19 protein-coding genes and 1 riboswitch are annotated in these 24,042 nt (G+C 43.1%); of the genes, 18 read left to right on the plus strand and 1 reads right to left on the minus strand.

Going from position 1 to position 24,042, the window contains the following annotated elements:
* The first annotated feature begins 57 nt into the window (after nucleotides 1-57).
* Nucleotides 58-1,536: a ribosomal protection-like ABC-F family protein gene (gene abc-f, locus KHM83_RS01535; protein WP_213235137.1), complete on the plus strand. Its 1,479-nt coding sequence runs from the start codon at nucleotides 58-60 to the stop codon at nucleotides 1,534-1,536.
* A 139-nt stretch (nucleotides 1,537-1,675) separates the two neighbouring features.
* Here the strand turns inward: abc-f and KHM83_RS01540 are convergent, their stop codons facing one another.
* Complete coding sequence (locus KHM83_RS01540) at nucleotides 1,676-2,863, minus strand: tungsten cofactor oxidoreductase radical SAM maturase (protein WP_213235138.1); 1,188 nt, start codon at nucleotides 2,861-2,863, stop codon at nucleotides 1,676-1,678.
* 63 nt (nucleotides 2,864-2,926) lie between these two features.
* Nucleotides 2,927-3,048, minus strand: a riboswitch (molybdenum cofactor riboswitch).
* 248 nt (nucleotides 3,049-3,296) lie between these two features.
* On the opposite strand from KHM83_RS01540, the gene KHM83_RS01545 reads away from it, so the two are divergent.
* From KHM83_RS01545 to KHM83_RS01625, 17 genes are all read left to right on the plus strand, one after another.
* Entirely contained in the window at nucleotides 3,297-3,593 is a 297-nt protein-coding gene (locus KHM83_RS01545) for a Nif11-like leader peptide family RiPP precursor (RefSeq protein WP_213235139.1), read from the plus strand.
* 15 nt (nucleotides 3,594-3,608) lie between these two features.
* On the plus strand, nucleotides 3,609-3,881 hold the full coding sequence (locus KHM83_RS01550) for a Nif11 family protein (protein ID WP_213235140.1): 273 nt from the start codon (nucleotides 3,609-3,611) through the stop codon (nucleotides 3,879-3,881).
* A gap of 57 nt (nucleotides 3,882-3,938) precedes the next feature.
* Nucleotides 3,939-5,363 carry a radical SAM family RiPP maturation amino acid epimerase gene (locus KHM83_RS01555; protein ID WP_213235141.1) on the plus strand — a complete coding sequence of 475 codons (1,425 nt, stop codon included), beginning with the start codon at nucleotides 3,939-3,941 and terminating at the stop codon, nucleotides 5,361-5,363.
* A gap of 40 nt (nucleotides 5,364-5,403) precedes the next feature.
* A complete protein-coding gene (locus KHM83_RS01560) occupies nucleotides 5,404-5,664 on the plus strand; it encodes a Nif11-like leader peptide family RiPP precursor (protein ID WP_213235142.1) in 261 nt (86 codons plus the stop codon).
* Nucleotides 5,665-5,911: 247 nt separating this feature from the next.
* Nucleotides 5,912-8,395, plus strand: a complete 2,484-nt coding sequence (locus tag KHM83_RS01565; protein WP_213235143.1) for a LuxR C-terminal-related transcriptional regulator — start codon at nucleotides 5,912-5,914, stop codon at nucleotides 8,393-8,395.
* 147 nt (nucleotides 8,396-8,542) lie between these two features.
* Nucleotides 8,543-8,776: a DUF2442 domain-containing protein gene (locus KHM83_RS01570; protein ID WP_213235144.1), complete on the plus strand. Its 234-nt coding sequence runs from the start codon at nucleotides 8,543-8,545 to the stop codon at nucleotides 8,774-8,776.
* A gap of 11 nt (nucleotides 8,777-8,787) precedes the next feature.
* A complete protein-coding gene (locus KHM83_RS01575) occupies nucleotides 8,788-9,678 on the plus strand; it encodes an HlyD family efflux transporter periplasmic adaptor subunit (RefSeq protein WP_213235145.1) in 891 nt (296 codons plus the stop codon).
* Between the two features lie 39 nt (nucleotides 9,679-9,717).
* Nucleotides 9,718-11,856, plus strand: a complete 2,139-nt coding sequence (locus KHM83_RS01580; protein WP_213235146.1) for an NHLP family bacteriocin export ABC transporter peptidase/permease/ATPase subunit — start codon at nucleotides 9,718-9,720, stop codon at nucleotides 11,854-11,856.
* A 49-nt stretch (nucleotides 11,857-11,905) separates the two neighbouring features.
* Nucleotides 11,906-14,086, plus strand: coding sequence for an NHLP bacteriocin export ABC transporter permease/ATPase subunit (locus KHM83_RS01585; RefSeq protein ID WP_213235147.1), 2,181 nt, complete (start codon nucleotides 11,906-11,908; stop codon nucleotides 14,084-14,086).
* A 175-nt stretch (nucleotides 14,087-14,261) separates the two neighbouring features.
* Nucleotides 14,262-15,365: an ABC transporter substrate-binding protein gene (locus KHM83_RS01590; protein WP_213235148.1), complete on the plus strand. Its 1,104-nt coding sequence runs from the start codon at nucleotides 14,262-14,264 to the stop codon at nucleotides 15,363-15,365.
* 23 nt (nucleotides 15,366-15,388) lie between these two features.
* Nucleotides 15,389-15,862, plus strand: coding sequence for a DUF3574 domain-containing protein (locus tag KHM83_RS01595; RefSeq protein ID WP_246542828.1), 474 nt, complete (start codon nucleotides 15,389-15,391; stop codon nucleotides 15,860-15,862).
* A complete protein-coding gene (locus tag KHM83_RS01600) occupies nucleotides 15,859-16,785 on the plus strand; it encodes a DMT family transporter (RefSeq protein ID WP_213235150.1) in 927 nt (308 codons plus the stop codon). The genes KHM83_RS01595 and KHM83_RS01600 overlap by 4 nt, the downstream gene beginning before the upstream one ends.
* The gene (locus tag KHM83_RS01605; protein ID WP_213235151.1) at nucleotides 16,754-17,539 is read left to right on the plus strand and encodes a QueT transporter family protein; all 786 of its coding nucleotides are present in this window, start codon (nucleotides 16,754-16,756) and stop codon (nucleotides 17,537-17,539) included. Before KHM83_RS01600 ends, KHM83_RS01605 begins: the two co-directional genes overlap by 32 nt.
* A 63-nt stretch (nucleotides 17,540-17,602) precedes the next feature.
* Complete coding sequence (locus KHM83_RS01610) at nucleotides 17,603-18,913, plus strand: helix-turn-helix domain-containing protein (protein WP_213235152.1); 1,311 nt, start codon at nucleotides 17,603-17,605, stop codon at nucleotides 18,911-18,913.
* 509 nt (nucleotides 18,914-19,422) lie between these two features.
* Complete coding sequence (locus tag KHM83_RS01615) at nucleotides 19,423-20,958, plus strand: AbgT family transporter (protein ID WP_213235153.1); 1,536 nt, start codon at nucleotides 19,423-19,425, stop codon at nucleotides 20,956-20,958.
* Nucleotides 20,959-21,014: 56 nt separating this feature from the next.
* Nucleotides 21,015-22,397 (plus strand): amidohydrolase, encoded by a 1,383-nt coding sequence (locus KHM83_RS01620; protein WP_213235154.1) that lies wholly within the window; start codon nucleotides 21,015-21,017, stop codon nucleotides 22,395-22,397.
* Between the two features lie 129 nt (nucleotides 22,398-22,526).
* The gene (locus KHM83_RS01625) at nucleotides 22,527-23,987 is read left to right on the plus strand and encodes an amidohydrolase (RefSeq protein WP_213235155.1); all 1,461 of its coding nucleotides are present in this window, start codon (nucleotides 22,527-22,529) and stop codon (nucleotides 23,985-23,987) included.
* Nucleotides 23,988-24,042 lie beyond the last annotated feature (55 nt).

Below are 24,042 nucleotides of genomic sequence, written 5' to 3' on the forward strand. Positions count from 1 at the left end.
GCCCCGTCTGTTAATGATGACAGTAAAGTCTCACTGAACACAGAGGAGGAACTATCTATGTCACAAATCAATGTCAAGAACCTTACATTTGCTTATGAAGGCACTTATGAAAATATTTTTGAAAACGTTAATTTTCAAATTGATACCGACTGGAAGCTTGGCTTTACTGGGCGGAATGGCCGCGGCAAGACGACGTTTTTAAATTTGCTGCTGGGGAAACATGTTTACAGCGGTCGTATCGACACGTCTGTAAACTTTGAATACTTTCCCTATGATGTTCGTGATGAGCGTGTGATGACAATGACATTGCTGCATGAAGTCTGTCCTACAGCAGATGATTGGGAATTTATGAAGGAATTGTCATTGTTAGAGGTGGATCTGGCGGTTCTTTACCGCGCATTTGAAACGCTTTCTAAAGGTGAGCAAACCAAGGTGCTCATTGCTGCCATGTTTTTAAAGCAAAATGCATTCATGTTGATTGATGAACCAACCAACCATTTGGACGCGGCCGGACGATTAAAATTGGGTGCTTACTTAAAGCGAAAGCGAGGATATATCCTCGTATCACATGATCGCTATTTTTTGGATCGCTGTATTGATCATCTTCTATCAATCAATAAAACAAACATCGACATTCAAAAGGGTAATTTTTCGTCATGGTGGCGCAACAAGGCATTACAGGATCAGTATGAACGGGCATCCAATGAAAGACTCAAAGGAGAAATTGTCAGACTGACGACAGCTGCTGCGCGAACGACAGGGTGGTCAAATGCTGTTGAACAGACAAAATACGGTACGCGTAACTCGGGATTAAGACCTGATCGCGGTTTTATTGGACATAAGTCCGCAAAAATGATGAAACGCGCAAAAAGTATAGAAGCAAGGCGGCAAAATGATATCGAATCAAAAGCAAAGCTGCTCAAAAATATTGAAACAAATGAACCGTTAAAGTTAATTGATGTGAAGGCAGACATCCATCAGTTCATACGGATTGCAGAGGTTTCTGTTGCGTATGATGATCGTGAGATTTTTTCAAATATTTCGTTTGAGGTTAACCGTGGTGACCGAATTGCCATTATTGGGAAAAACGGCAGTGGCAAGTCAAGCCTGTTGAAATTGATGAAAGGTGACAAAGTGCCGCATCAAGGTCTAGTGACAATGCATTCGCAGCTCATTATTTCTTATGTTTCACAGCATACGGAATGGCTTTGCGGCAGTCTTGCCAATTATGCAGAAACAATTGGCGTGGCGGAGCATCTCTTAAACGCAATGCTCAATAAACTTGGTATCGAATCAAAACAATTTGAAAAATCGCTCGAAACCTTTAGTGCCGGTCAAAAGAAAAAAGTGCTCATTGCCGGCAGCCTATGCCAGCGTGCACATCTCTATATCTGGGATGAACCTCTTAACTTTATTGACGTTATTTCAAGAATGCAAATTGAAGCGTTGCTTTTGGAAGAAAAACCGACCATTGTCTTTGTTGAGCATGACAGCGCGTTTTGTGAAACCATTGCAACTAAGACAATTGCCTTATAAAAAAGCAAACATTTTGATGCCGTGTTTGATAGAGGGGCAAAAGTGTATTTCAGGAAAAGCATAATCGCTTAGCAAACAATGAAAATGGGACGCACTGCCTTAGGCAGTGCGTCCCGTTTCGATCAGTGTCGTCTGGACATCATGGGCAGGCGATAATACGTCTGGCCCATAGACAGTCTGCACAGGAGGGACTGTTCCCCCAGCAGTCCATGGTGTTGCTCTCCGTGTAAGTGCAGCCATCTTGGTATTTACAATCCGTACACGACGGAAATTTGTTTTCTTGAACGGTTCGTCTAAAATTGACGTAACCTGGATCCATCCATATTTCCGGCAGTGTTTGATCGGCAATATTCCCGATATAGCAAGGTGTTATCTGCTTTTCACGTCCGTAAATATAACAATGGTATGTGTGCATCAATGCATAACACGGGCTGATTTCGCCGAGGTGATTGATACACAATGCGTGATCATCGACAAATTTGCAGGAACGCTCTGTTCGCAGCTTCATATTTGCAATTTGTGCAAAGATTGTGGTCTTCAGTGAATCCTTACCGAACATGACGTATTTATCTTCAAGGTCATAGACGATCTCATCAGTCATTGAAGCGTCATAGGGCAGCAGATTACTTACGATAATATGAGCGGCTTCAAGTTTTCGTGCCATTTGTATTAGTTCCGGCAATTGACTAAAATTCTGTTTCATGGCGACGAATTCGATGCCTAGCTCCGGTTTGGTAACTTTTCGCGCATGCTTAGCGGCCTGAAAAGCTTTTACATTTTCTGTGACATTGTTAAAATCTGCGCCAATCCGAATATCGTTGTAAGAATCGGCTTCTGGACTGTCAATGGAGGTGAACAGCGTGTCCAATGGCAGCGCTATGAGTCTTTCAATATTATCTGGTGTTAAATATGAACCGTTGGAAATCATCTCGACTTTAACGCCTAGATTTTTAACGGCTTTAAGCATATCGAAAATATGAGGATGCATCATTGGTTCGCCAAAGCCGCCAAAGTGAATGGTGTCAAGTTCCGGCAGCAGGACAAGACTCTCCAAAATACTTTCAAAAGTTTGCCAAGGCATGTGGCAGTGAGAATCTGTCCATGAGTGTCTGATGCATGTAACGCAGTTAAAATTACAATCGGTTGTTACCTCTATATAGATTTTTCGAACATCTGGTTTAAGCGGAATCAGACGAATATCCTGCATGGTTTCAACCATCAGATAATCATTGGCTGTGTGATCAGCGTGCTTGCCACAGATACTGCCGCTGACGATTTTACCGGATGTAAAGAGTGAAACATCCATTGACGGTCTTGTTTTTTTCATCGTATACACCTCCCAAATTTGAAAGTCACTAACTGTCGAAAAGGCAAATTTATGCAGTAATCCCCTTAACAGCGTAAAATCCTTTCCAAATAACGGGAGGCGGCAACGTTTCCATTACTGCCTGTAGGTCATCGTCCATAGCACTCAGGTGCCTTAGCAGCGAGGACTCGGATAAACGCATTGGTGCATAAGGCCGTCTAAATGAAGGCCTTTAGAACCGCGATTCATAAAAAATGATTAGGTTTGATTATTTCTATTATAACATGAATAAACGATGCTTTGGGAAATCCTTTTTGGGAGGATCGCATTGGCACAAGCTAAACGTTAGCGTATAGTTGATAAAACAGTATCTTCAATAATATCGGATGCGATAATATACAGTATGCCTCAAATGTTGTAGTTTTATAATATAATTCGATGAGGAGGCAAATATATGGATGCATACAAACGTTTTCAAGAGGCTGTAAAAGCAAGTGAAGCGATGCAGTCGGAAGTAAAAGCTTTAGGAAATGACGTGACAAAGATTATTGCATATGCCAATGCAAAAGGATTCGATTTTACATATGAAGATGTTAAATCGTTGATCGTTGGCGACAGTGAATTGTCTGAAGAAGACTTGGACACAGTTTCGGGTGGGAGTGCGACAATTATTGCAGGTGCAGTTGTCGATGTAACGAAAGATACCTCTGTTTTGGCATCTGGTGTTGCCAGTACTATTTTTATTATGTAGTGAAAGGAGTTTCCTATGTCAGTTGAAGCAATCAAAGCATTTCAATTATTCTTAGAAAAAGATGAAACGGCGCGCAATGAAGTTGCTGCGCTAAAAATGGATGATGCTGCAATCGTCAGCTATGCCAATGCCAAGGGTTTTGATTTTTCACTTGAAACGCTGACGGCACTTCGAAAGGGTGAAGCAGAACTCGATATGGAATCGCTTGGCGATGTATCAGGCGGTACGCGCGTTGGTGCACTGGTGACAACTGTAACGGCTGTTGGCGTGGTGCTGATTATCAGTTGATTTATGGCACGACGTATTGAAATAGGGTTAACGAAGTGCAATAACGAAAGGAAAGAGATGCCAGAAAAACTTTATTTTTGCGGCGATCTCAACGAACGGCTCTCCGATTCTGAAAAGCAGCTGCTGCCAGCCTTAAAGCGGTTCTTTGAATGTATTCAAGGGATGCCTTCGTTTCGAGAAGCAATTGAACAAAAGAAGCCGTCAAATACTGACATGCTCAATGAATGGGGCATACGCGGCATTGATTTGGCGGAAATATATCGCTATATTGATCAATACGGCATTGATGGTGATACAAGCAATTTTTCAGAAGAGACATTGGCGACATTTCCACAAATTAGCGTCTGGCTAAAATGGCAAATAGCGGTGAGAGATGAACGCGATCGTTACATTAGCAAACCATTTCATGCAGTAAGTCAAGATTTCAATGCATGGCGTGAAAGACAAGTGAGACGCTGCAAGAGTCAGATGCCTAAGGCGAGTGCCGATGCGATTATTCACGCTCCGCTCGCATTTGAACTCAGTGATGGCTGCTCGAGAAAATGTCCGTTTTGCGGTTTGGCTTCCGAACCGCTGAGAGGTGTTTATGCCCACACTGAAGCGAACCAAAAGAAGTGGCTTGAGATTATTCAAACACTTCAGCAATACTTTGGAGAAGAAACGGGAAAAGGCGTGTGTTACTGGGCGACAGAGCCCTCTGATAATATTAATTACGTAGACTTTTTAAATGATTTTGGTGCACTCACGGGGCAATACCCTCAGACGACAACGGCTGTTGGAGCACATCGTATTGCATGGATTAAATCGCTGCTTGAAAATAGAGCTTCACATCCGAGAACATCTGCGGATCGATTTTCAGTGTTGTCCGAAAAAGAATTTCGAACGATTATGAAGAGCTATACAGCAGAAGAACTCTTTTATGTTGATTTGATCTTACAGTACTCAGAAGGCAGACTTAGAGGTATGGCATTTTCCGGCAGAAATCAGGGCAATCGCGATAAAATCCCGGAAGGCGAAGTTGTACTTGAAGATCATACGATTGCCTGTTTGTCCGGTTATTTGATCAATATGGTGATTGGTACGATTAAACTGATTACGCCTTGCCCGCCGTCGGAAGCTTATCCGCTTGGTTATATGACCCTAGCAGAGGGCAGGTTCGAGAATGCTAGTGATGTCGGATCGTTCATTGACAAGACGATCGAAGAACATATGTCGCAGAGTTTGTTTGACAATCATATTGTCAGTTTTCGCGATGACATTGCCTACGAAATATTACCCGATGGTTTTAAGCTCAATGCAAAGTACAAGGCATATCAATACAAAGGTGAAAAGCACCTGCCTGATTTAGGGGCGTTAATTGCAACGGCGTCGTACACGCTTCAAGAGATTACCTCTGAGCTTATGTCGCGTCAGTACGACGTGTTTAAAGTTATTTATGCATTGGACCAATTACAAAAAGAAGGTCTGCTCATAACCAAATAATCATGTGCCAGATTGTGCACCCAGAAAGGAAGGAAAAATAATGGAAGAATTAAAACGTTTCAGCAATGATGTCATGGAAAGCTCTGATATGCAAACAGAGATCAAGGAAATTGGCAATGATATTGAAAAATTAATTGCTTATGCCAATGACAAAGGCTACAATTTTGATCTGGAAGATGTTAAAGGCATTAAAGCCGGCGCAGGTGAATTATCAGAGGATGAACTCGATTCAGTTGCAGGCGGTGTCATGGTCGCAAAAATAGCGGCATCAGGTGTTGCGAACGCGTTGTTTATCTTTTAGTGTGAATAAAATGTCAGCGCATTGACAAACAATACCGAGAAAGGCTGTGCCATCTAAATCGTTTAGAATGGCAACAGTCTTTTTTATCACTTCATTTAAAAGGACGCTTATTTTCCCCGACTTTAGCTGTGATTTTACAACCATTTTGATATAATATGTATGTACGATTAGAATAGGACCTTAATAACGGCGTGACACCGTATAAAGGCTCATAGAAAAGTGTAATGACGAGCATCATGGGGGGCATATGCAAAATCAGCAGTCAGTCTTAGACCGATCAAAGATCAACACCGCGCTTAAAGGGGTATATGATTATCCGTTAACCGTTGTCGTAGCCGCAATGGGATACGGTAAGTCGACAGCTATTCGATCTTTTTTAAAGACCATTGAAACACCGCATTGCTATTTGTCGTTTGAGGGTGATGAATCATCACCGCAGTTTATCTGGAGCATGTTGACACGCCAGCTTACCAAATACAATGCACCTCTTGGCGAACAATTTGGGACATTGGGGTTTCCTGCAAATACATCGCAATTTGACAAGATTGTTCAAATATTGGATGAGCACACATTTTCCAGCAAGGTATTGCTTGTCATTGATGATTATCACTGTTGTCATTCGCCTGCTTTTGACAATTTTGTTTCAAGGCTGGTGAAAATGTCGATAACAGGACTTCATATTGTTATTTTGAGCCGGACAATGCCGGATATCAACACAGAAGAATTAAGGCTCAAGGGATACTGCTACCAAGTACCAAGTGAACTCTTTGAACTGGATCCTGAAGGGATACAGCGTTTTTTTGAGCTTTATGGACATCCGCTTTCTGAAAAACTGGCAAAGGAAGCTTATGAGGCTTCTGAAGGTTGGATTGCCGCCATTTATCTTATGTTGCAGGATTATATGCAGACGCATCGTATCCGAACGGGTCTGCATATTGAGCGGCTTATTGAAACCGCTGTGATGCATCGTTATCGCGATGAAGAAATAAAGCTATTGAAAGCATTGAGTATATTGGATACGATTGCACCAATGCAGGCGAATTTTATGATGGAAGATGCAATGAGTGCTATCACGCTTCAGCGATTGAGTGAAGGCAATGCCTTTATCCGATATGATGATGAAGCCGATGTCTATCGCATTCACAATATTTTCAACAATTATTTACGGAAATGCCTTGAACGCGAGCCGCTGATGCGCTCTATAGAAGCGCTTTACCGGAGAGCCGGTACATGGTGTATGGAGGCATCCGATATACTGACGGGTCTTACTTATCTTTCTAAGGCAAAGGCCTATGATTTGATTCTAAAAGAGTTTGAAAAAGTTCATATCACAAAAGTAATTGACAATAATCCAGACTTTATCATGTCTGTCTTCAAAAAAATTCCGGAAGATGTTCGTTTTCGTTACCCGATTGCCTATTTGAGTTATATTGGTTTTTATGTAACCAATATTGATGTGGCTTCAGGTGAGCGCATGCTCCAAGAAGTGGAAAATAATTTGATTGGCACAGAGCGCGTTTCTCAGGATCTGGAAGATCGAATATTTGGTGAAATTGAATTGATCCGCGGATACATGCAGTTTAACGATGTCAGAAAGATGTATGAATATTTTAAGCGTGCCTCACTGATGATGGGTGGCAAATCGGTGGTGACGAACCAAAATAAAATTATTACCTTTGGATCACCGCATTTTTTATATATGTATTATCAGAAAGCGGGCGGTTTTAAATCAGCGGAACGTTGGCTTTCAAAGATGTTTCCATATTATACCGAAATGGCAGGGGGATGCGGCAAGGGGATTGAAGAAGAGATGAAAGCTGAGATTCATCTTGAGTGCGGCATGATTGATGAGGCGGAAAATTATGCTCAGAAATCAATTTACAAGGCAGAGACATTGCAACAGGTGTCCGTTGTGCTTTGTGACCGCTTTATTCTCGCAAGGGCGGCGCTGGCACGCGGCAATATGGAGAAGGCACTTGAGATTATAGATGATCTCGGCATTGAAATTGAAATGTGCAACAGTCCCATTCTCACCAGTGCACATGATTTAGTCATGGGGTACATTGGCGGCATTCTTTGCAATGGTGTTTATTTTTCTAATTGGCTGAAAGCAGGAGATTTGGAAAGCAGTGACGTCTTATACCAAGGTGCCGGGTTTGCTTATATCGTATATGGCAAGTATCTGCTCTTTTTAGAGGATTATATTAAACTAGAAGTTGTCTGTGAGGATATGCGCAGCGCTTTTGATATTTATCACAATATGTTGGGCTATCTGCATATGTACCTGATGTCAGCTATTGCAAAGTTTCAAATGGGTGAGCTCGCAGCTTCTGAGCTATCGCTGCAGCGAGCTGTTGAGATCGGCATGGCAGATCAACTGACGCTGGTGTTTGCAGAATACAGTAAATATTTGCATCCGCTGTTTCAAGCGTTTAAATTTTCCAATGAACAGCAAACGTTTGTCGATAAGCTTACGTCTGTCATGAAACAGTATGCGATACAGCTTTATACTAAGACGTATCCCGACGATATAAAGCCGAAACTCACAACACGTGAAAAAGAAATTTTAAAGCATATCGTCAGCGGCAAAATCAATCGCGATATTGCGAAAGCGCTGTTTATTGCAGAAGTAACTGTTCGTAAAAATATTACTTCCATTTATCGTAAACTGGAAGTAAACGGCCGTGCAGCTGCGGTGAAGAAGGCACTTGAAATGCACTTGATCGAATAAATGCTGAGATCAGCAAATGCTCTATCGCGTGATCGTTAACAATTGAAAAGTATCTTATGCGATAATTACACGCTAAAAAAAACTCTGTTATGATGAAAACAGAGTTTTTTGTTATGTCAATTAAACCATGAAATGGAAGCGATAAGAATGACGAAAATTATTGAACTAATGCCAAAAGATGACTTTACACTTTACATTGAATTAAGCAATCATCATAAAATTATATATGATATCAAACCAAGACTGCACACCATTCGGTTTATGATGCTAAGGGATCTGGAACTTTTTCGAAAAGCGAGAATCGAAAACGGCAATACCGTCGTATGGGATGCACAGTGTCAGCTAACCATTGATGAAATTATGACACAAATAAAGCGATAGGAGGTGTTGCTATGTCAAATACCATTTTTCGAAAGAATTCTTTAGATCAAATTTCTTCACCGGAGCACCTCAGCGAGTACGTTAAAATTACGGGAACCGGTGTCTGGAGTTTGCTTGTCGGAAGTATAATTCTCTTGTGTGCGATTGGACTGTGGGCAGTATTTGGCGATATTCCCAATACGATTAATGCCAATGGTGTTATTTTTCCGCAAAATGGGGTGATCGCAACGATTCCTGTAACAGGCGGACGCATTAATGATATACGTGTTAAAGTTGGCGATTATGTTGAAGCAGGCCAGATTATTGCGGTTATTGATCAGGAGGAGCTCGTCGATGCCATTCTAGCGTATCAAAACAGCGATGAAATAGACGAAGCGACACTGCAATCGCTTTACAGCAATTATGAGCGCCAGGCCATTCTTTACGCGCCGGTATCTGGAACTGTGATTTATGCAAGAAACACCAATGAGACGGTCTCGGATACTGAGCCTGTTGCGAGAATAGTCAAACAGTCGCAATATGCTGATAATCAGCAAGTGGTGTGTTATGTGCCGTCGGCAACGGCCAAACGGCTTAAAGAGGGCATGGCGGTTCAAGTATCCCCAGATTTTGCTTCAAGAGAAGAATATGGTTATATCTATGGACATATAACCAGCATTGGCGCCTATCCTGTGACGAAATCAGGGATATTGGCATCGCTTGGCAGTGAGCAATATGCGGAGGATTTATGGTCGGGGACAAATGCCGTCGAAGTGCGTATGACACTCGCAGTGGATGCAGATGCGCAAAATAAACTGAAATGGTCAAATCCGAAAGGAGCTTCGCTATCTCTCGGCATTGGTACTTATACGAATATTCAAATTGTTTTAAAGCACTATCATCCATATGAGCTTATTTTTTAGCTGATTATGGAAGTGATGCATTGACAGGGAGGACATGAAGTGGCAAAAGTTGCAAAAGTACCCGTAATCATGCAAATGGAAAATCTCGAATGCGGTGCGGCAAGTTTATGCATGGTACTGGCATATTACGGCAAATGGGTGCCGCTGGAACAAGTACGTGTAGACTGCGGTATTTCAAGAGATGGCAGCAACGCCAAAAATATTATATTGGCAGCACGCGGTTATGGGTTTAAGGCCAGCGGATACCGCAAAGAGCCCGCCGCATTAAAAGCGTTGCCGCTTCCGGCCATTATACACTGGAATTTTAACCATTTTGTCGTTCTAAATGGGTTTAAGAAAAACAGTGCCGTTATCAATGACCCGGCACGCGGCACTGTGGAAGTACCGATGGAAACGTTTGATAAGGCGTTCACGGGAATTGTACTTTGCTTTGAGAAAACAGAGGATTTTGTACAGAGCGGACGCCCGAAACGCGTTACGGATTTTGTACGCAGCCGCCTTTCAGGTGAAGGCCGTTCATTTGCTTTTGCTGTTGTATCGGGCTTTGTTCTGGCGGGTATCACAATGGCAACGCCGCTTTTTTCGAAGCTTTTTATGGACTATGTTTTGTCGAAACAGCATCCGGAGTGGCTGTTGCCGCTGATGGGTGCAATGTTCTTTGCGATGTGTTTTCAATTGCTTGTGCATGCGGTCCAGGATTACTATCTGATGAAGCTGCAGGGCAAGCTCGCCATTGCAGCAAGTACGAATTTTCTTTGGCATATTCTGCATCTGCCCGTCGATTTCTTTTCTCAAAGACATATTGGTGATATTGTCAATCGGCAGGGTCAGAATGAAACGATTGCCTATACAATGATCAATCAGCTAGCACCGGTTTTGCTCAATATGCTCATGTTGCTGATCTATGTTGCTGTTATGAGTCAATTCAGTTTGCTCCTCACAGCCGTTAGTGTTTTTGCGGCACTTACGAATGTTGTTGCGATGCGTTATATTGGCAGAAAAAGAGCGGTTATGAGTCAGGGGGTCATGCGTGATGCCGGGAAACTCAGCGGTGTGACGATGTCAGGTTTTGAAATGATGGAAACCATCAAGGCCAGCGGTGCTGAAAACGGTTTTTTTCAGCGATGGGCAGGCTATTTTGCAAAATACATGAATGCTTATACGACATTTCAAAAATCAGATCGCGTTTTAGCGGTGCTGCCGTCACTTTTACAGCAACTCACGAATACGGCAGTACTGATGATTGGCGTCTACCTTATTCTCGAAGGCCATTTTACCATTGGGATGCTTTTAGCATTTCAAGGATTCTTAGCCGCTTTTTTAACACCGGTCAATGAACTGGCGGGAACCGGACAGGCATTTACTGAGATGCAGGCATCCGTTGCAAGAATTGATGATGTTTTGAAGTATCCGAAAGATGCTGCTTATGAATATTCGAAACAGGAAGAAGGCATTATGCCGCTGAGAGGAGATTTAACGCTTAACGGGATTACTTTTGGTTACAGCAAGCTGGCACCGCCATTGATCGAAGATTTTAATCTGACCTTAAAACGCGGACAAAGTGTTGCATTTGTTGGAGGATCAGGCAGTGGTAAATCGACACTGGCCAAGTTGATTGCAGGGTTGTACCAGCCTTGGTCTGGGACGATCACTTTTGATGGCAGATCGGTATCGACTATTCCACACGACCTTATCACGTCGGGCATTGCTGTTGTCGATCAGGATATTGTGCTATTTGAGGACAGCATTGTCAATAATATTACAATGTGGGATGATACGGTCGATACGGCAGATGTTGTCAATGCGTGTAAAGATGCTGAGATTCATGAGGACGTGATGAGCCGTCCCGGCGGCTACACATACCAAGTGCGCGAAGGCGGCAAGAATTTTTCCGGCGGACAGCGACAGCGTTTTGAAATCGCAAGAGCGCTTGCCGGAAACCCGGCTATTATCATCATGGATGAGGCGACCAGCGCACTTGATACGAAGACGGAGATGGCGATTATGGATGCCGTCAAGCGGCGAAATGTAACGACGATTATTGTAGCCCATCGTTTATCGACGATTCGAGATTGTGATGAAATCATTGTATTGGATCGCGGTAAAGTTATTGAACGCGGCAGTCACGAGACGCTTATGACGCTTAAAGGCCGCTATGCGGCATTAATAGAAAACTAATAAAAAGAAATTAGAGAATGTTTACAGGCATAAAGTGAGGATGGCAAATATGGCACTTAATCCATTTGAAAAGACACGTAAAAATAAAATGAGACGCGAGCAAATGGCTTTTGCCGGTGCGATTGGCGAACTGATGGCGATTATTAATGATCGATCTGATTCGGCAATAAGTCATTTTGAAGAATCGCAGACATCAAATGCTGTAAGAATCATTTTGAAATATTTTCACATTGAGGCGCCAGATGTTTTGGTGTCTTTTGAGAGTATTGATGAACTGCTTGCCTATTATTTGGGGCCTAGCGGCATTATGAAACGTCGCGTCGAATTAACAGGCAAATGGTGGCGTGAGACGACGGGGCCGATCCTCGCATCTGATATGTCAGGTGAAGCTGTTGCACTGATGCCGACGGGGTTTGGCGGGTATCGATTTTACCATTCGGAAATGGAAAAAATCGTTCGTGTTAATGCGGGGAATGCAGCATTGTTTGACGTGGATGCCTTCACTTTTTATGCGGCGTTGCCGAACAAGTCGCTAAAGATTATTGATTTAATCCGATTTATGCTATCACAGCTGAACGCTTCAGATATTGTACTCTTACTACTGATGTGCTTATCCGTTAGTTTGCTGGGGCTCTTTACCCCCTTTGTGAATCAGCAGGTTTTTAACAATATTATTCCTAGCGGTACAAAGGGGGATGTGGCGCCGATTGCCATTTTGCTTGCCGGCGCAGCCTTTGGAACAGCTTGTTTTCAAATGTCTCGGAATATGATTCTCATGCGTTTAAAGGAAAAAGTTGTCATTGCGGTTCAAAGCGCGACAATGGCTAGGCTTTATGCATTGCCAACTTCTTTTTTTAAAAAATATGCAGCAGGAGAGATGAGCAAACGCGTTATGAGTATCAATGAAATGTCGATTAAATTGTCAGATACGGTATTGTCAAGTTTATTGACGGCACTTTTTGCCATTGTCTACATTTTTCAAATGGCCTATTTTGCTCCGATGCTAATGCCGACAGCTATCGGTGTTCTTTTTTGGATGTTTGCCTTTTCAATATGGATCGGCATGCTTCAGCAGAGACTTTTAAAAAAGCGGTTGAAGGCGTCTGCAAAATTAGAAGGGATGGTCTTTGGACTTTTCTCAGGTGTCCAAAAGATAAAACTAGCGGGTGCGGAAAAGCGAGCCTTTTCCAAATGGGCATCGCAGTATCGCGTACAGGGCACACTGGATTTTGCACCACCAATGATCTTGCGTATTCAAAAGGCATTATCAGGGATGCTCGTGTTGGCAGGAACGATCGCCATTTACTACAAAAGTGCAGTTGAAGGTGTTTCGGTTTCAAATTTTATTGCTTTCCAAGTTTCCTATGGTATTGTAAGCAGCGCTATTATGGCACTGGCAAATGCCGCCATGACCTTAGCGAGTATAAAACCGCTTATGGATATGGTTGAACCAATCCTTGAAGCTGTGCCGGAAGTCAATGCGCAAAAAATACAAGTGACATCACTATCGGGAAAGATTGAGCTATCAAATGTTTCCTTCAAGTACGATACTGACGGACCGACAATATTAAAAAATATTCAATTACAGGTCCAACCGGGTGAATATATGGCAATCGTCGGTGGCTCCGGTTCCGGCAAATCGACATTGATGCGCTTGTTGCTTGGGTTTGAATTGCCAACCGCTGGTGCTGTTTATTACGACGATAATGATCTTTCGTCATTGGATATTCAATCTGTCAGGCGGCAAATTGGCACCTGCCTGCAGGACGGCAAGCTCTTTGCCGGTGAACTGTTCTCCAATATTATCGTTTCAGCACCTTGGGCGACACTTGAAGATGCGTGGGCAGCGGCAGAAATGGCTGGACTGGCTGACGATATCAAGGCGATGCCAATGGGGATGAACACCATGATCTCTGAAGGAAGCGGTAATGTGTCAGGTGGTCAAAAACAGCGCATTCTCATTGCACGTGCATTGATAACGAAGCCGAATATCCTTTATTTTGACGAAGCGACTTCAGCACTTGACAATATCACTCAAAAGGTAGTAACTGATCAGCTGAATGCCCTTGGCTGTACGAGAATAGTGATTGCACATCGACTTTCAACCGTAAAGGATTGTGACAGAATCGTCGTTTTAGAAAAAGGAGAAATTGTCGAAATGGGAACCTATCAGTCGCTAATGGCTAAACGCGGCCGATTTTACGAACTGGCCATCCGTCAGATTACTTAATAAAGGAACTTGAAAACGCAATCGGGAAGCGTTATATGTCTGATAGATGGCATTAGACGTTTAAACCATTTTCAGCAGTGTTTGATGTTGGGATAGATCGTTATAAAAATTGCAATTATTTGCGGTGAAAGTCTTTACAGCTAAAGATAAATTGCATGAGGAAAAGGAGTACACCATGAAAAAATGGCTCATTTTATTGTTTGTCATATTGCTGACAGGCTGTGCGAAGCAGACAGCATCTGTTTCCAATGAAATCTACATGCCGATTATTGCCGATGCTTCGTGGCTTGAAGCGGATGGCGCATTTCTCAATGGCGTCCATTTGGCAGTGGAAACAATGACAGAAAAATGTGCTGCGGAAGGTTATACCATACGTGTTGAGATCATTGACGACGGTGCTGTCTATGAGCGTGGTGTGGAAGCGGCAACGGAACTTGCGAATGATCCTGCCGTAACCGCGGTCTTTAATTTGCAAAACTTTGATGTTTCCAAAACGACAGCTGGTATTTTGTCTGATGGCGGCAAAATGACGCTCTTTGCTTATGGCGCGTACGACAGTTTGTTTGAACAGAACGACCCATTACTTTTCTGCGGCGTTGCAGCCTTTTCCGATCTCGGAAAAGCGATGGGGCAGTACGCCGTTTCACATGGCTATAATCGAATAGCCGTATATCACAATGGTATTCAGTCTCAAGAAGAGCTGGTAACGGCATTTGAGCGATCACTTCTCAATACGGATACCAAAGTTGTAGATTATGTACCACAGATTGCTTCTTCTGGTGATTTTGATCAAATTGATAAGCGATGGACGGCACTTGGCGTTGATTGTGTGGTTATTTCACAATATGGCCTTGATGAAGCCTTTAGAGTACTGGATCTCATACGGTCAAAGCAGGCAGAACGCATGGTAATCGGCGAACCCATTTTTAACCGTGCCAACGCACTGGCAGATTTTAAAACCATTGCCGAAGGTATGGTCGTGCCGACGACACAAGTTATTGAAAACAGTCAAGCACTTGAAGACTTTGCATTACGATATCAGGAAGTTTATGGCGTCGCTGCTGATTCATGGGCGATACAAGGCTATGATATGACGTCGATGATCATTGAGACAGCGCTTCAAAATCATACAACAGACAGTTTGACCATTGCAAAAGCTCTGCATGCAAACGGTTATCAGGGTGTTGGCGGCAACAAAACCTTTTTAGAAGGCGGTGCTTTAGTGGTAGATATTGATGCACTTGAGATGCTGACATGTCATGATGGCATGTTTCAATAAATGTGAAGGGACGTGTGAGCGAAATGATGATTAAAATGATGGGCGGAAATACAGCTGTCAGACGAAAGCCTAGAAGGCACGCCATTGTGACAGTACTTTGGCTTGCACTCATGCTAACGGGATGCCAGATTGAGTCGTCGAATGAGCAGCCAAGCAATCTGCTGACGGAGACGGGGACACAGTATACGATGTATATAGGGCTAAATGATCAGGACACCTATCAGCAGGTTATTGAAACGGAAGAGGCCGAAACGATTATATCTGAAATCGCATTGGAATACGTTGATGGTTTTACAATGACAAATGGTACAGGCGCCTACAAAGATGAAGATAATGTGATTACGTATGAGAACAGCATTATTCTGACGTTCATTGATGTTTCTGAAGATCAACTTCAGGCCATTATGGATGACGTTCGCACTGCATTGAATCAGCACGCAGTCTTACTTGAAAGTACTGCGATGCACTATACGTTTTATGAAGGGACTGTCCAATGACAAAGACTGAAACCAATATCGTTCTCTTTTCGATTACGCTTTGCTGGGCATCCTCCTATGTGTTTATGAAAAATTTGCCGAGTGATTTTTCTTCGTTTGCATATTTAGCGATTACATCAGGGATTGCCAGTGCTATTTTCCTCGTCGTTTTTTTTAAGCGGTTAAAGGGCTTTAACAAGTCGCTTTTGGTTAAGAGTTTTCTTACTTCGGTGGTCTTGAGTATTACACTTATTTTTGAGAAACTCGGCGTAGCGTCGATTCCAGCATCACAGGCGAGTTTTATTGCGTCACTAAATATTGTAATCGTGCCAGTGCTGCTGCTATTCTTTCGGAAAAGACCGACACGAAATAATTTGCTCGGGATTGCTTTTATTTTAGCCGGACTCTTTTTTACAAGCGGCGTCAAATTAGGCGCAGGTCAGATGAATGCGGGTGTACTCTATATGCTGGCAGCTTGTGTGACGACATCAGTTTATACATTGATGATTGATCGCTATGCTAAAGACAGTGACCCGCTTTTGCTGGGGATTGGACAGATGATTTTTTCAACCGTGATTGGACTCGTACTTTGGTTTTTTGAAACACCGTCATTGTTTGCGACGATTCATTTTACAAAGATACTGATTGCCAATATTTTTCTGCTCGCATTTTTTGCCAAAGCCTATGCTTATATTATGCTGATGTATTCACAAAAATATGCCAATCCCATTAGCGTCACAGTTATTGCAGCGACAGAACCCATCATTACGCTAATCTTGGCAAGTTTGATACCGAGTACTTTCGGCACGAGTGAAGTGTTTACAATAACAAAACTGACAGGTGCGCTGTTAATTGCAATTGGCGCCTTTTGCGCGGGAACGAATTTCTTAGACCGGAAAGGAGGGCATTCGTTTGATAGAGCTCATTCAACCGTTCGCTCATAAGCGCGGCCTCGTCAATATCATAATAGTAGCGATGGTTTTTGCCTTTATGGCGGTGCCGTTTAAGGCAATGACGCTTGTTGAAGGCTTTACGGAAGTCAGACCAGTCAATGCGGTTCCGATTGTCGCGGGGCTGCTGTTTGGACCGGCAGGTGCCTGGGGATGTGGCATTGGCAATGTGATTGCAGATTTGTTTGGTGACTTTTCATGGTATTCTGTATTAGGCTTTGTTGGCAATTTTGCCGCCGCCTACGTGCCTTATCGTATTTGGCATATTATCAGAGGCGAAGAAATGCCTAATGTAAAAACACATGCTAACTTATTGCTCTACGTTTATTTATCAGTTATTGGTGCGATGGCAACCAGCATTCTCATTGGCTGCGGCCTTGATGTTTTTTTTGGTTTTTGGTCATGGGAGCTTTTTTTTATTATCTTTTGCAATGATTTTCTTTTTCCTGTTTTTTTGGGATTGCCCGTGCTAATTGTCTTTACAAGTGACGATCATCAATTTGAGGCTTATACCGCTAAATGGACACATGCAATGCTGAACACGCAATTGGAGACTGGTCAAGAGACAAGCAAAAAAGCTGTGTATCGAAACACTGAGAAAATGATTTGCAGGGGATTTGCCTTTGCGACGATTGGCATTTTTGCAGCCCTTAACTTTGGCTGTGTAATGTCATCAGAAATATGGTTAATGCTGCTTGGCGTTGTTATGTGTGTTGGAATTATTGGATTGATGGCGACTGACCAGTGAGTTTCGCTGTTGTGAAATACCTCTTATTTTAGTAAAATAGATGCAGAACGTTAGGAGGTCAGTGTGAAGATACGCATTGGTGTTATTGGCCCAAAGGATTCTGTTGAAAAAATTGGCGCTGTTACAAAAGAATACGAACACAAAGCGCAGTTTGATCTAAGGGAGTATGCGCGCTATCCTGATGTTCTCGAGTTGACATCGGCTATTCAGCAGGATTGTGATATCGTAATGTTTTCCGGCGAGGCACCATATGCCGTGGCTCAAAATTTCGGCGTTCTCAATAAGCCGGCGGTCTTTATCCCTCGTGAAGGGACCAGCTTTTATCGAACGGTTTGGGAAATTGAAAAGAAGCAGCCGGGATTTAAATGCTTGAGCTCTGATATCGTCCTGCCGGATGCCGTACAGGAAACCATGGAAGAACTGGGGATCCCATACGATCAGACCTATCACTTAAAATATGAATTTAGTTTAGACAGCGATACGATTATTGCCTTTCATACGAAATTGTGGGAAGCGGGCAAAATTGATGCAGCTGTCACCGGCTTTACAAGTGTTTATGAGGCGCTTAAGCGCAAAGGTATTCACGTGTATAAAGTTTATCCGACGAAACCGTTAATTCGAGAAACCATTCAGAAAGCCATTTTGCTGGGGACGGTAAAAAAGGAGCAAGCCAGTCAAATTGCTATTCAAGTGGTTCGCATGCGCAATTATGATGAAGCGCAAACCTCTGATTATCACTTTATGCTCATTCGAAATCAATTGGAGCAGTCCTTGATCCGTTATACACAGACGAACTTTGGTGCAATCTTTCCATTTGGACGCGATGAATTTATGATTTTTACCAATCGCGGCGCGATTACAGATGTTGATGCCATCTACGCGACACAGTTTGGCGACTTAAAAGAAAATGCCATACTTTCCTCGGGTATTGGCTTAGGTCAAACGGTATATGAAGCAGAGCGAAATGCACGCCACGCGCTGCATTATGCGCTTCAAAAAAAGGTGAATTGTATCTTCTTAAAAGATGGCGAGGGTGTTTTATCTGGACCGTTTATGCAGGAATCTGAACGCTGGTTATCGTTTCATACCACATTGAGAAATGATGAAATGGTTGCAGAAATTGTTGAAAAATCTGGGATCAGTGCTGCTTATATCATGAAGCTCCGAGGATTGCTCGAAAAGTTGAATCATCGTGCTGTCGATGCCAATACGGTCGCCGATTATCTGGGCATCAGCCCAAGGAGTGCGCGACGCATATTAACAGATCTCGTTACAGCCGGATTTGCCGTCATTGTCGAAGAAGCCAGTATTGCACAGACGGGCAGGCCCCGCAAGATTTACGAACTGAAAATAGAAACTGGTGAGCGGCACTAATGTTAAAAGACGAAAATCCAACTTAATGTTGTGAAAGATCAACGAAAAGCAACGATGTCATATCCTTAATTAATAGTGCAAAACTCAATAATAAACAAATAGTTAGTAGCAAATAAAAATAAACCGAAATGGTTTGATGTAATAATCAAAGTGTTTCGGTTTTTATTGTGTATTTTCCTCATTTAACATGCGAAAGTGCAGTCTTAAACATCTCTATCGAAAATTATTAGATAATTAAGATAATTGTATCATACAAATTTTAATCCTTTTACTACAATATGTATCGTTTTCGAAAAACGATAATACAATATATTGTAGTTGTGGTACGGCTAAAGGTAATGATATCATTGCCTTAATTCAAAAAAAGGGTGCAAAATATTATGATTTTGGTATAATATTGTTAGCAATAAAGGACATAACCGAAACAAGACCGAAACAGTGTTGAAATGAAGTTGAAAGGTATTAACAGAAGGCGATGGGTGGATCGCTAATGACAAAGGGAGGAAACAATGGCGGATTTGAAATCAAATGAAAAGTCTTCACGCATGATGAAGGTATTCAAATGGGTTGAAAAAGTTGGCAACAAATTGCCGCACCCGTTTACGATGTTCTTATGGCTGCTCGTCATCATTATTATTTTATCAGCGGTTTTCGGCAGTATGGGGGTTGCCGTACAGCATCCTGTGAAGGATGAGACAGTTGCCATTAAAAGTTTGTTGACAAAAGAAGGCATTCAGTACATTATTCTCAATTTAGTTAAAAACTTCTCTGGTTTTGCGCCGTTGGGATTAGTGCTTTCTATGATGCTCGGGATCGGGCTCGCAGAGCAGTCTGGTTTTATGGATGCTTTTATGAAACGCTTTATCTTGGGGGCACCCGAGAAATTATTGGTGTTTATGGTGTTTTTAATTGGTATTTGTGGTAATATTGCTTCGGATGCAGCCGCGGTAGTTGTCCCAGGACTCGCCGGTGCTATTTTCTACGGTGCCAAGAAGAACCCGATTGTTGGTATCATTGCAGGTTATGCAGCAGCAAATGCCGGTTTTACAGCCAATATCATTGTCGCGGGGACCGATGTGCTGCTCGCTAGTATTACAGGTGAGACGGCTAAGATTATTAACCCTGCAATTGAAGTATCACCGCTTTCAAATTATTATTTTATGATTGTATCGACGCTTGTGCTCGCTGTGGTTGGCACTTGGCTGACATCAAAAGTCGTTATTAAAATTGCGGGGGATTATCAGGCTGAAGATCAAGTATTAGATCAAACGCAGGATTATGAAGTGACAGAAGAACAGCGTAGAGGCTTAAAGAGTGCGGGGCTTATTTCGATTATTTTTTGGGGGCTGGTTATTGCAGCGCTAATCCCGACAAATTCGCCGCTTAGAGGTGAAGGCGGCAGTTTTATTTCGTCACCATTTATAAAAGGGATCGTGCCTTTTTTACTGGTGTGGTTTGTTGCTGTGGGCGTTTCTTATGGCCGTAAAGTCGGTACGGTTACGAAAAGCGCGGACGTACCAAGACTAATGACTAAGGCAATTGAAGGGATGTCATCTTATATTGTGCTGGTTTTTGTAATGGCTCAATTTATCGGTTTCTTTAACTGGACGAATATGGGCTTAGTTTTGTCTGTAAAGCTGGCGGATCTGTTGAAAGCCTCCAATTTTACTGGTTATGGTATGGTTGTAGCAGTGATTTTTATTACGATGTTTATCAACCTATTTATTGGCAGTGGTTCGGCAAAGTGGGCATTGCTCGCGCCAGTATTTGTACCAATGTTCATGATGCTAAACTATTCACCGGCTTTTGCACAAGTTGCTTACCGTATTGGCGATTCCACAACCAATGCAATTACACCGCTCAGTCCGTATTTTGCCATTGCGCTAGGTTTTATGCAAAAATATAAGAAAGATATCGGCGTCGGAAACTTTTTCTCACTCGCACTGCCATATGTGTTGGGGTTTGGCATCATATGGATTATATTATTGGCGATCTGGTTCTATTTAAAACTGCCTTTAGGGCCTGGAGCAGGTATTTTTATGTAAGGTAAATTACGAATGATCCAAAAAAGTTGTGTTCGATAGAGATGAAAGAGGTCACAATGAAAAAAGAAGAAATGACATTAAGCAAGCAGGAAAATCAGATGAAGGAAGCAAAAGCAGGTAGGATTGATCGGACATTTGTTAACCGAATTTTGGATGGGTTGACAGAGCAGATTACAGCAGACAGAAGACAGTTTCATAAAAATCCTGAAGTTGGCTGGACAGAGTTTCAAACAGCTGTGACAGTGAGTCAGCGATTAAAGAAGCTCGGCTTTAACGTTAGCGAGGGGAGAGCCGTTATTCACGACGCATCTAGGATGGGCGTTCCCCCTGAAAGCACCTTAACAGAAGCTTATCAACGTGCAATTGATAATGGTTTTGATAAAAAGGCGCTCGAACCTTTCAAAGGTGGCTTTACGGGTGTTGTCGGAACGATAGTCTTCGGTGAAGGGCCAGTGATCGCGCTTCGCTTCGACATGGATGCTTTAAAAATTGAAGAGAGTCGCTCAGAAGCGCATTTACCGGCACGTGAAGGCTTTCTCAGTTCAGTTGCAGGGATTATGCATGCTTGCGGTCACGACGGTCATACAGCCATTGGCTTAGGTGTTGCAGCAGTGCTGAGCAAGCTGAAGCCTTTCATGAATGCAGGGACTGTGAAACTCGTTTTTCAACCTTCGGAAGAAGGGGTTCGCGGGGCAAAATCGATGGTTAAAGCAGACATATTTGAAGATGTAGATGATGTGTTGGCATGCCATCTCATCGGCAACGAAGCGTTTGGCAAAATCATATGCGGCTCAAATGGCTTTATGGCCACAACGAAAATGGATGTTCGGTTTTCAGGACGCCCGTCGCATGCGGGATCTTCGCCGAACGCAGGAAGGCATGCAATTTTAGCGGCAGCCAGTGCAGTGGTGAACATGCATGCAATACCGAGGCATGAAGCTGGTGCCAGCCGCATCAACGTTGGAACATTCAATGGCGGTACTGACCGCAATGTGATCCCAGAAGAAGCGCTGCTAAAAATTGAAACGCGTGGTGAACAGACGGAGATTAATGATTATATGCGGCAATATGCCTTGCGCATCATTAAAAATGCGGGCGAGATGCATGGTGTTGAGACGGATGTAACCCTTATGGGGGAAGCAATCGGCGGCAAATCCGATGAATCGCTCGTTGCAGTGATCAAAGAAGTTGCCGAGGCGATGACAATATTTGACGATATCGTTGGGATTGATAGTCATGCAGGCGGCAGTGAAGACTTTTCCTATATGATGTCTGCTGTTCAGGCACATGGCGGTAAGGCGGCCTATTTTATGGTTGGTGCAGCACCGGTGGGAACAAGCGGTGTTGGGCATCATACCCATGAGTTCGATGTTGATGAACGGGCTCTGATTGCAAGCGTTCAAGTCATGATTGAAACTGTTGTCAAGCGATTGTCGTAGAAAATTTGTGGTAAAGCGATGACGAGAAGAGCACGCGAATGTCAATGAATTAAATTAAATGGCATCATCATGTATATTGTGACAGAGGCTAAGCGTTAATTGCAGCATTAAAGGATTGGAGTTTGATAAATGAGTGCTTTAAAGAGCTATTTTGATAAAACGGCAGAGCGGTGGTACGAGGTCAGTGATCGGATCTGGTCATTTTCAGAACTAAAATTTGATGAATATCAATCGGCGAAACTTTTAGCCGATGAATTGGCGCAAGTGGGATTTGAAATTGAACTGGGGATTGCGGGGATACCGACGGCTTTCAAAGCGTCTTACGGCAAAGGTGAGCCAGTGATTGCAATCTTAGCAGAATATGATGCGCTCTCAGGGATGAGTCAATGTGCTGATGTGGATTACCCGCTAAAACGTCATGGCACAGAAAACGGTCACGGCTGTGGGCATCACTTGTTGGGGACTGCATCGGCAGCGGCAGCTGCGGCAATAAAGGATTATATGATGCAGCATGAAACGTTGAAAGGGTCAGTTATCGTCTATGGATGTCCGGGAGAAGAGGGTGGATCCGGTAAAGCATTTATGGCAAGAGCTGGTGTCTTTCAGGCGGTCGATGCTGCCTTAACATGGCACCCTGGAACACATAACGGTGTTTTTTCTGCATTTTCGCTTGCCAACTATCAAGTCTATTTTCGATTTGAGGGCGTCAGTGCGCATGCAGCGGCCAGCCCTCACCTTGGAAGGAGTGCATTAGACGCCGTAGAACTTATGAATATTGGCGTCAATTATTTAAGAGAGCATATGATTTCTGAGGCGAGGATTCACTATGCGGTGACCAATACCGGTGGCTTTTCACCTAATGTTGTACAATCGGAAGCCGAAGTGCTCTATTTGATTAGAGCGCCAAAATTATCGGAAGTCGAGGCACTTTACCAGCGTGTATGCGATGTTGCATCAGGTGCGGCATTAATGACGGGGACGAAAGTTACGGTAGTTTTTGATAAAGCGTGTTCAGATTACATGCCCAATGTAACGCTGGGACAAGTTATATCGGATAAAATGCTGGCGATTGGCGCACCACAATTTTCAAAAGAAGATGAACTGACCGCAGAGAGTATCCGCAAGACATTGTCTCAAGCCGATATAGAAACCGATATGGCACAGGCAAAACAGATGATGGGAGCCTTATCGGACGTGATGATGCCTTCATATCAAAAGAAGTGTTTAGCAGATTGTGTTATTCCCTATGATGTATCGCCTCAGCGCTTGTCGGGTTCAACTGATGTCGGCGATGTCAGCCAGCTTGTTCCGACGGCACAGTGCTTTGCGGCATGTGCGAGCATCGGGACGCCCATGCATACTTGGCAAATGGTTTCGCAGGGAAAATCGGGCATAGCGCACAAAGGGATGCGCTATGCAGCTGAAGTGCTTGCAGCTGCAGTCGTTGAACTTTTAGAACATCCCGAAAAGATTGAAGAAGCCAAAGCAGAACATTTGAAATCTCTAAATGGCAATAGCTATCAGTCACCAATACCAGCTGATGTAATGCCCAAAATTATTGCTAAAAACGGCATGTTATCTAATAAATGATAATTGTGATTTAAGAAACCGTTTGTGGCATTTGCCATGCTGCTGCAATGACAAA

Source organism: Fusibacter paucivorans (assembly GCF_018390735.1).
Classification (GTDB): domain Bacteria; phylum Bacillota; class Clostridia; order Peptostreptococcales; family Acidaminobacteraceae; genus Fusibacter; species Fusibacter paucivorans.

Coding starts and splice junctions, on each gene's coding strand:
- KHM83_RS01550 (WP_213235140.1), top strand. CDS start 3,609: ATGTCAGTTGAAGCAATCAAAGCATTTCAATTATTCTTAGAAAAAGAT.
- KHM83_RS01555 (WP_213235141.1), top strand. CDS start 3,939: ATGCCAGAAAAACTTTATTTTTGCGGCGATCTCAACGAACGGCTCTCC.
- KHM83_RS01615 (WP_213235153.1), top strand. CDS start 19,423: ATGGCGGATTTGAAATCAAATGAAAAGTCTTCACGCATGATGAAGGTA.
- KHM83_RS01590 (WP_213235148.1), top strand. CDS start 14,262: ATGAAAAAATGGCTCATTTTATTGTTTGTCATATTGCTGACAGGCTGT.
- KHM83_RS01565 (WP_213235143.1), top strand. CDS start 5,912: ATGCAAAATCAGCAGTCAGTCTTAGACCGATCAAAGATCAACACCGCG.
- KHM83_RS01540 (WP_213235138.1), bottom strand. CDS start 2,863: ATGAAAAAAACAAGACCGTCAATGGATGTTTCACTCTTTACATCCGGT.
- abc-f (WP_213235137.1), top strand. CDS start 58: ATGTCACAAATCAATGTCAAGAACCTTACATTTGCTTATGAAGGCACT.
- KHM83_RS01600 (WP_213235150.1), top strand. CDS start 15,859: ATGACAAAGACTGAAACCAATATCGTTCTCTTTTCGATTACGCTTTGC.
- KHM83_RS01585 (WP_213235147.1), top strand. CDS start 11,906: ATGGCACTTAATCCATTTGAAAAGACACGTAAAAATAAAATGAGACGC.
- KHM83_RS01570 (WP_213235144.1), top strand. CDS start 8,543: ATGACGAAAATTATTGAACTAATGCCAAAAGATGACTTTACACTTTAC.
- KHM83_RS01595 (WP_246542828.1), top strand. CDS start 15,389: ATGATGATTAAAATGATGGGCGGAAATACAGCTGTCAGACGAAAGCCT.
- KHM83_RS01560 (WP_213235142.1), top strand. CDS start 5,404: ATGGAAGAATTAAAACGTTTCAGCAATGATGTCATGGAAAGCTCTGAT.
- KHM83_RS01575 (WP_213235145.1), top strand. CDS start 8,788: ATGTCAAATACCATTTTTCGAAAGAATTCTTTAGATCAAATTTCTTCA.
- KHM83_RS01620 (WP_213235154.1), top strand. CDS start 21,015: ATGAAAAAAGAAGAAATGACATTAAGCAAGCAGGAAAATCAGATGAAG.
- KHM83_RS01545 (WP_213235139.1), top strand. CDS start 3,297: ATGGATGCATACAAACGTTTTCAAGAGGCTGTAAAAGCAAGTGAAGCG.
- KHM83_RS01625 (WP_213235155.1), top strand. CDS start 22,527: ATGAGTGCTTTAAAGAGCTATTTTGATAAAACGGCAGAGCGGTGGTAC.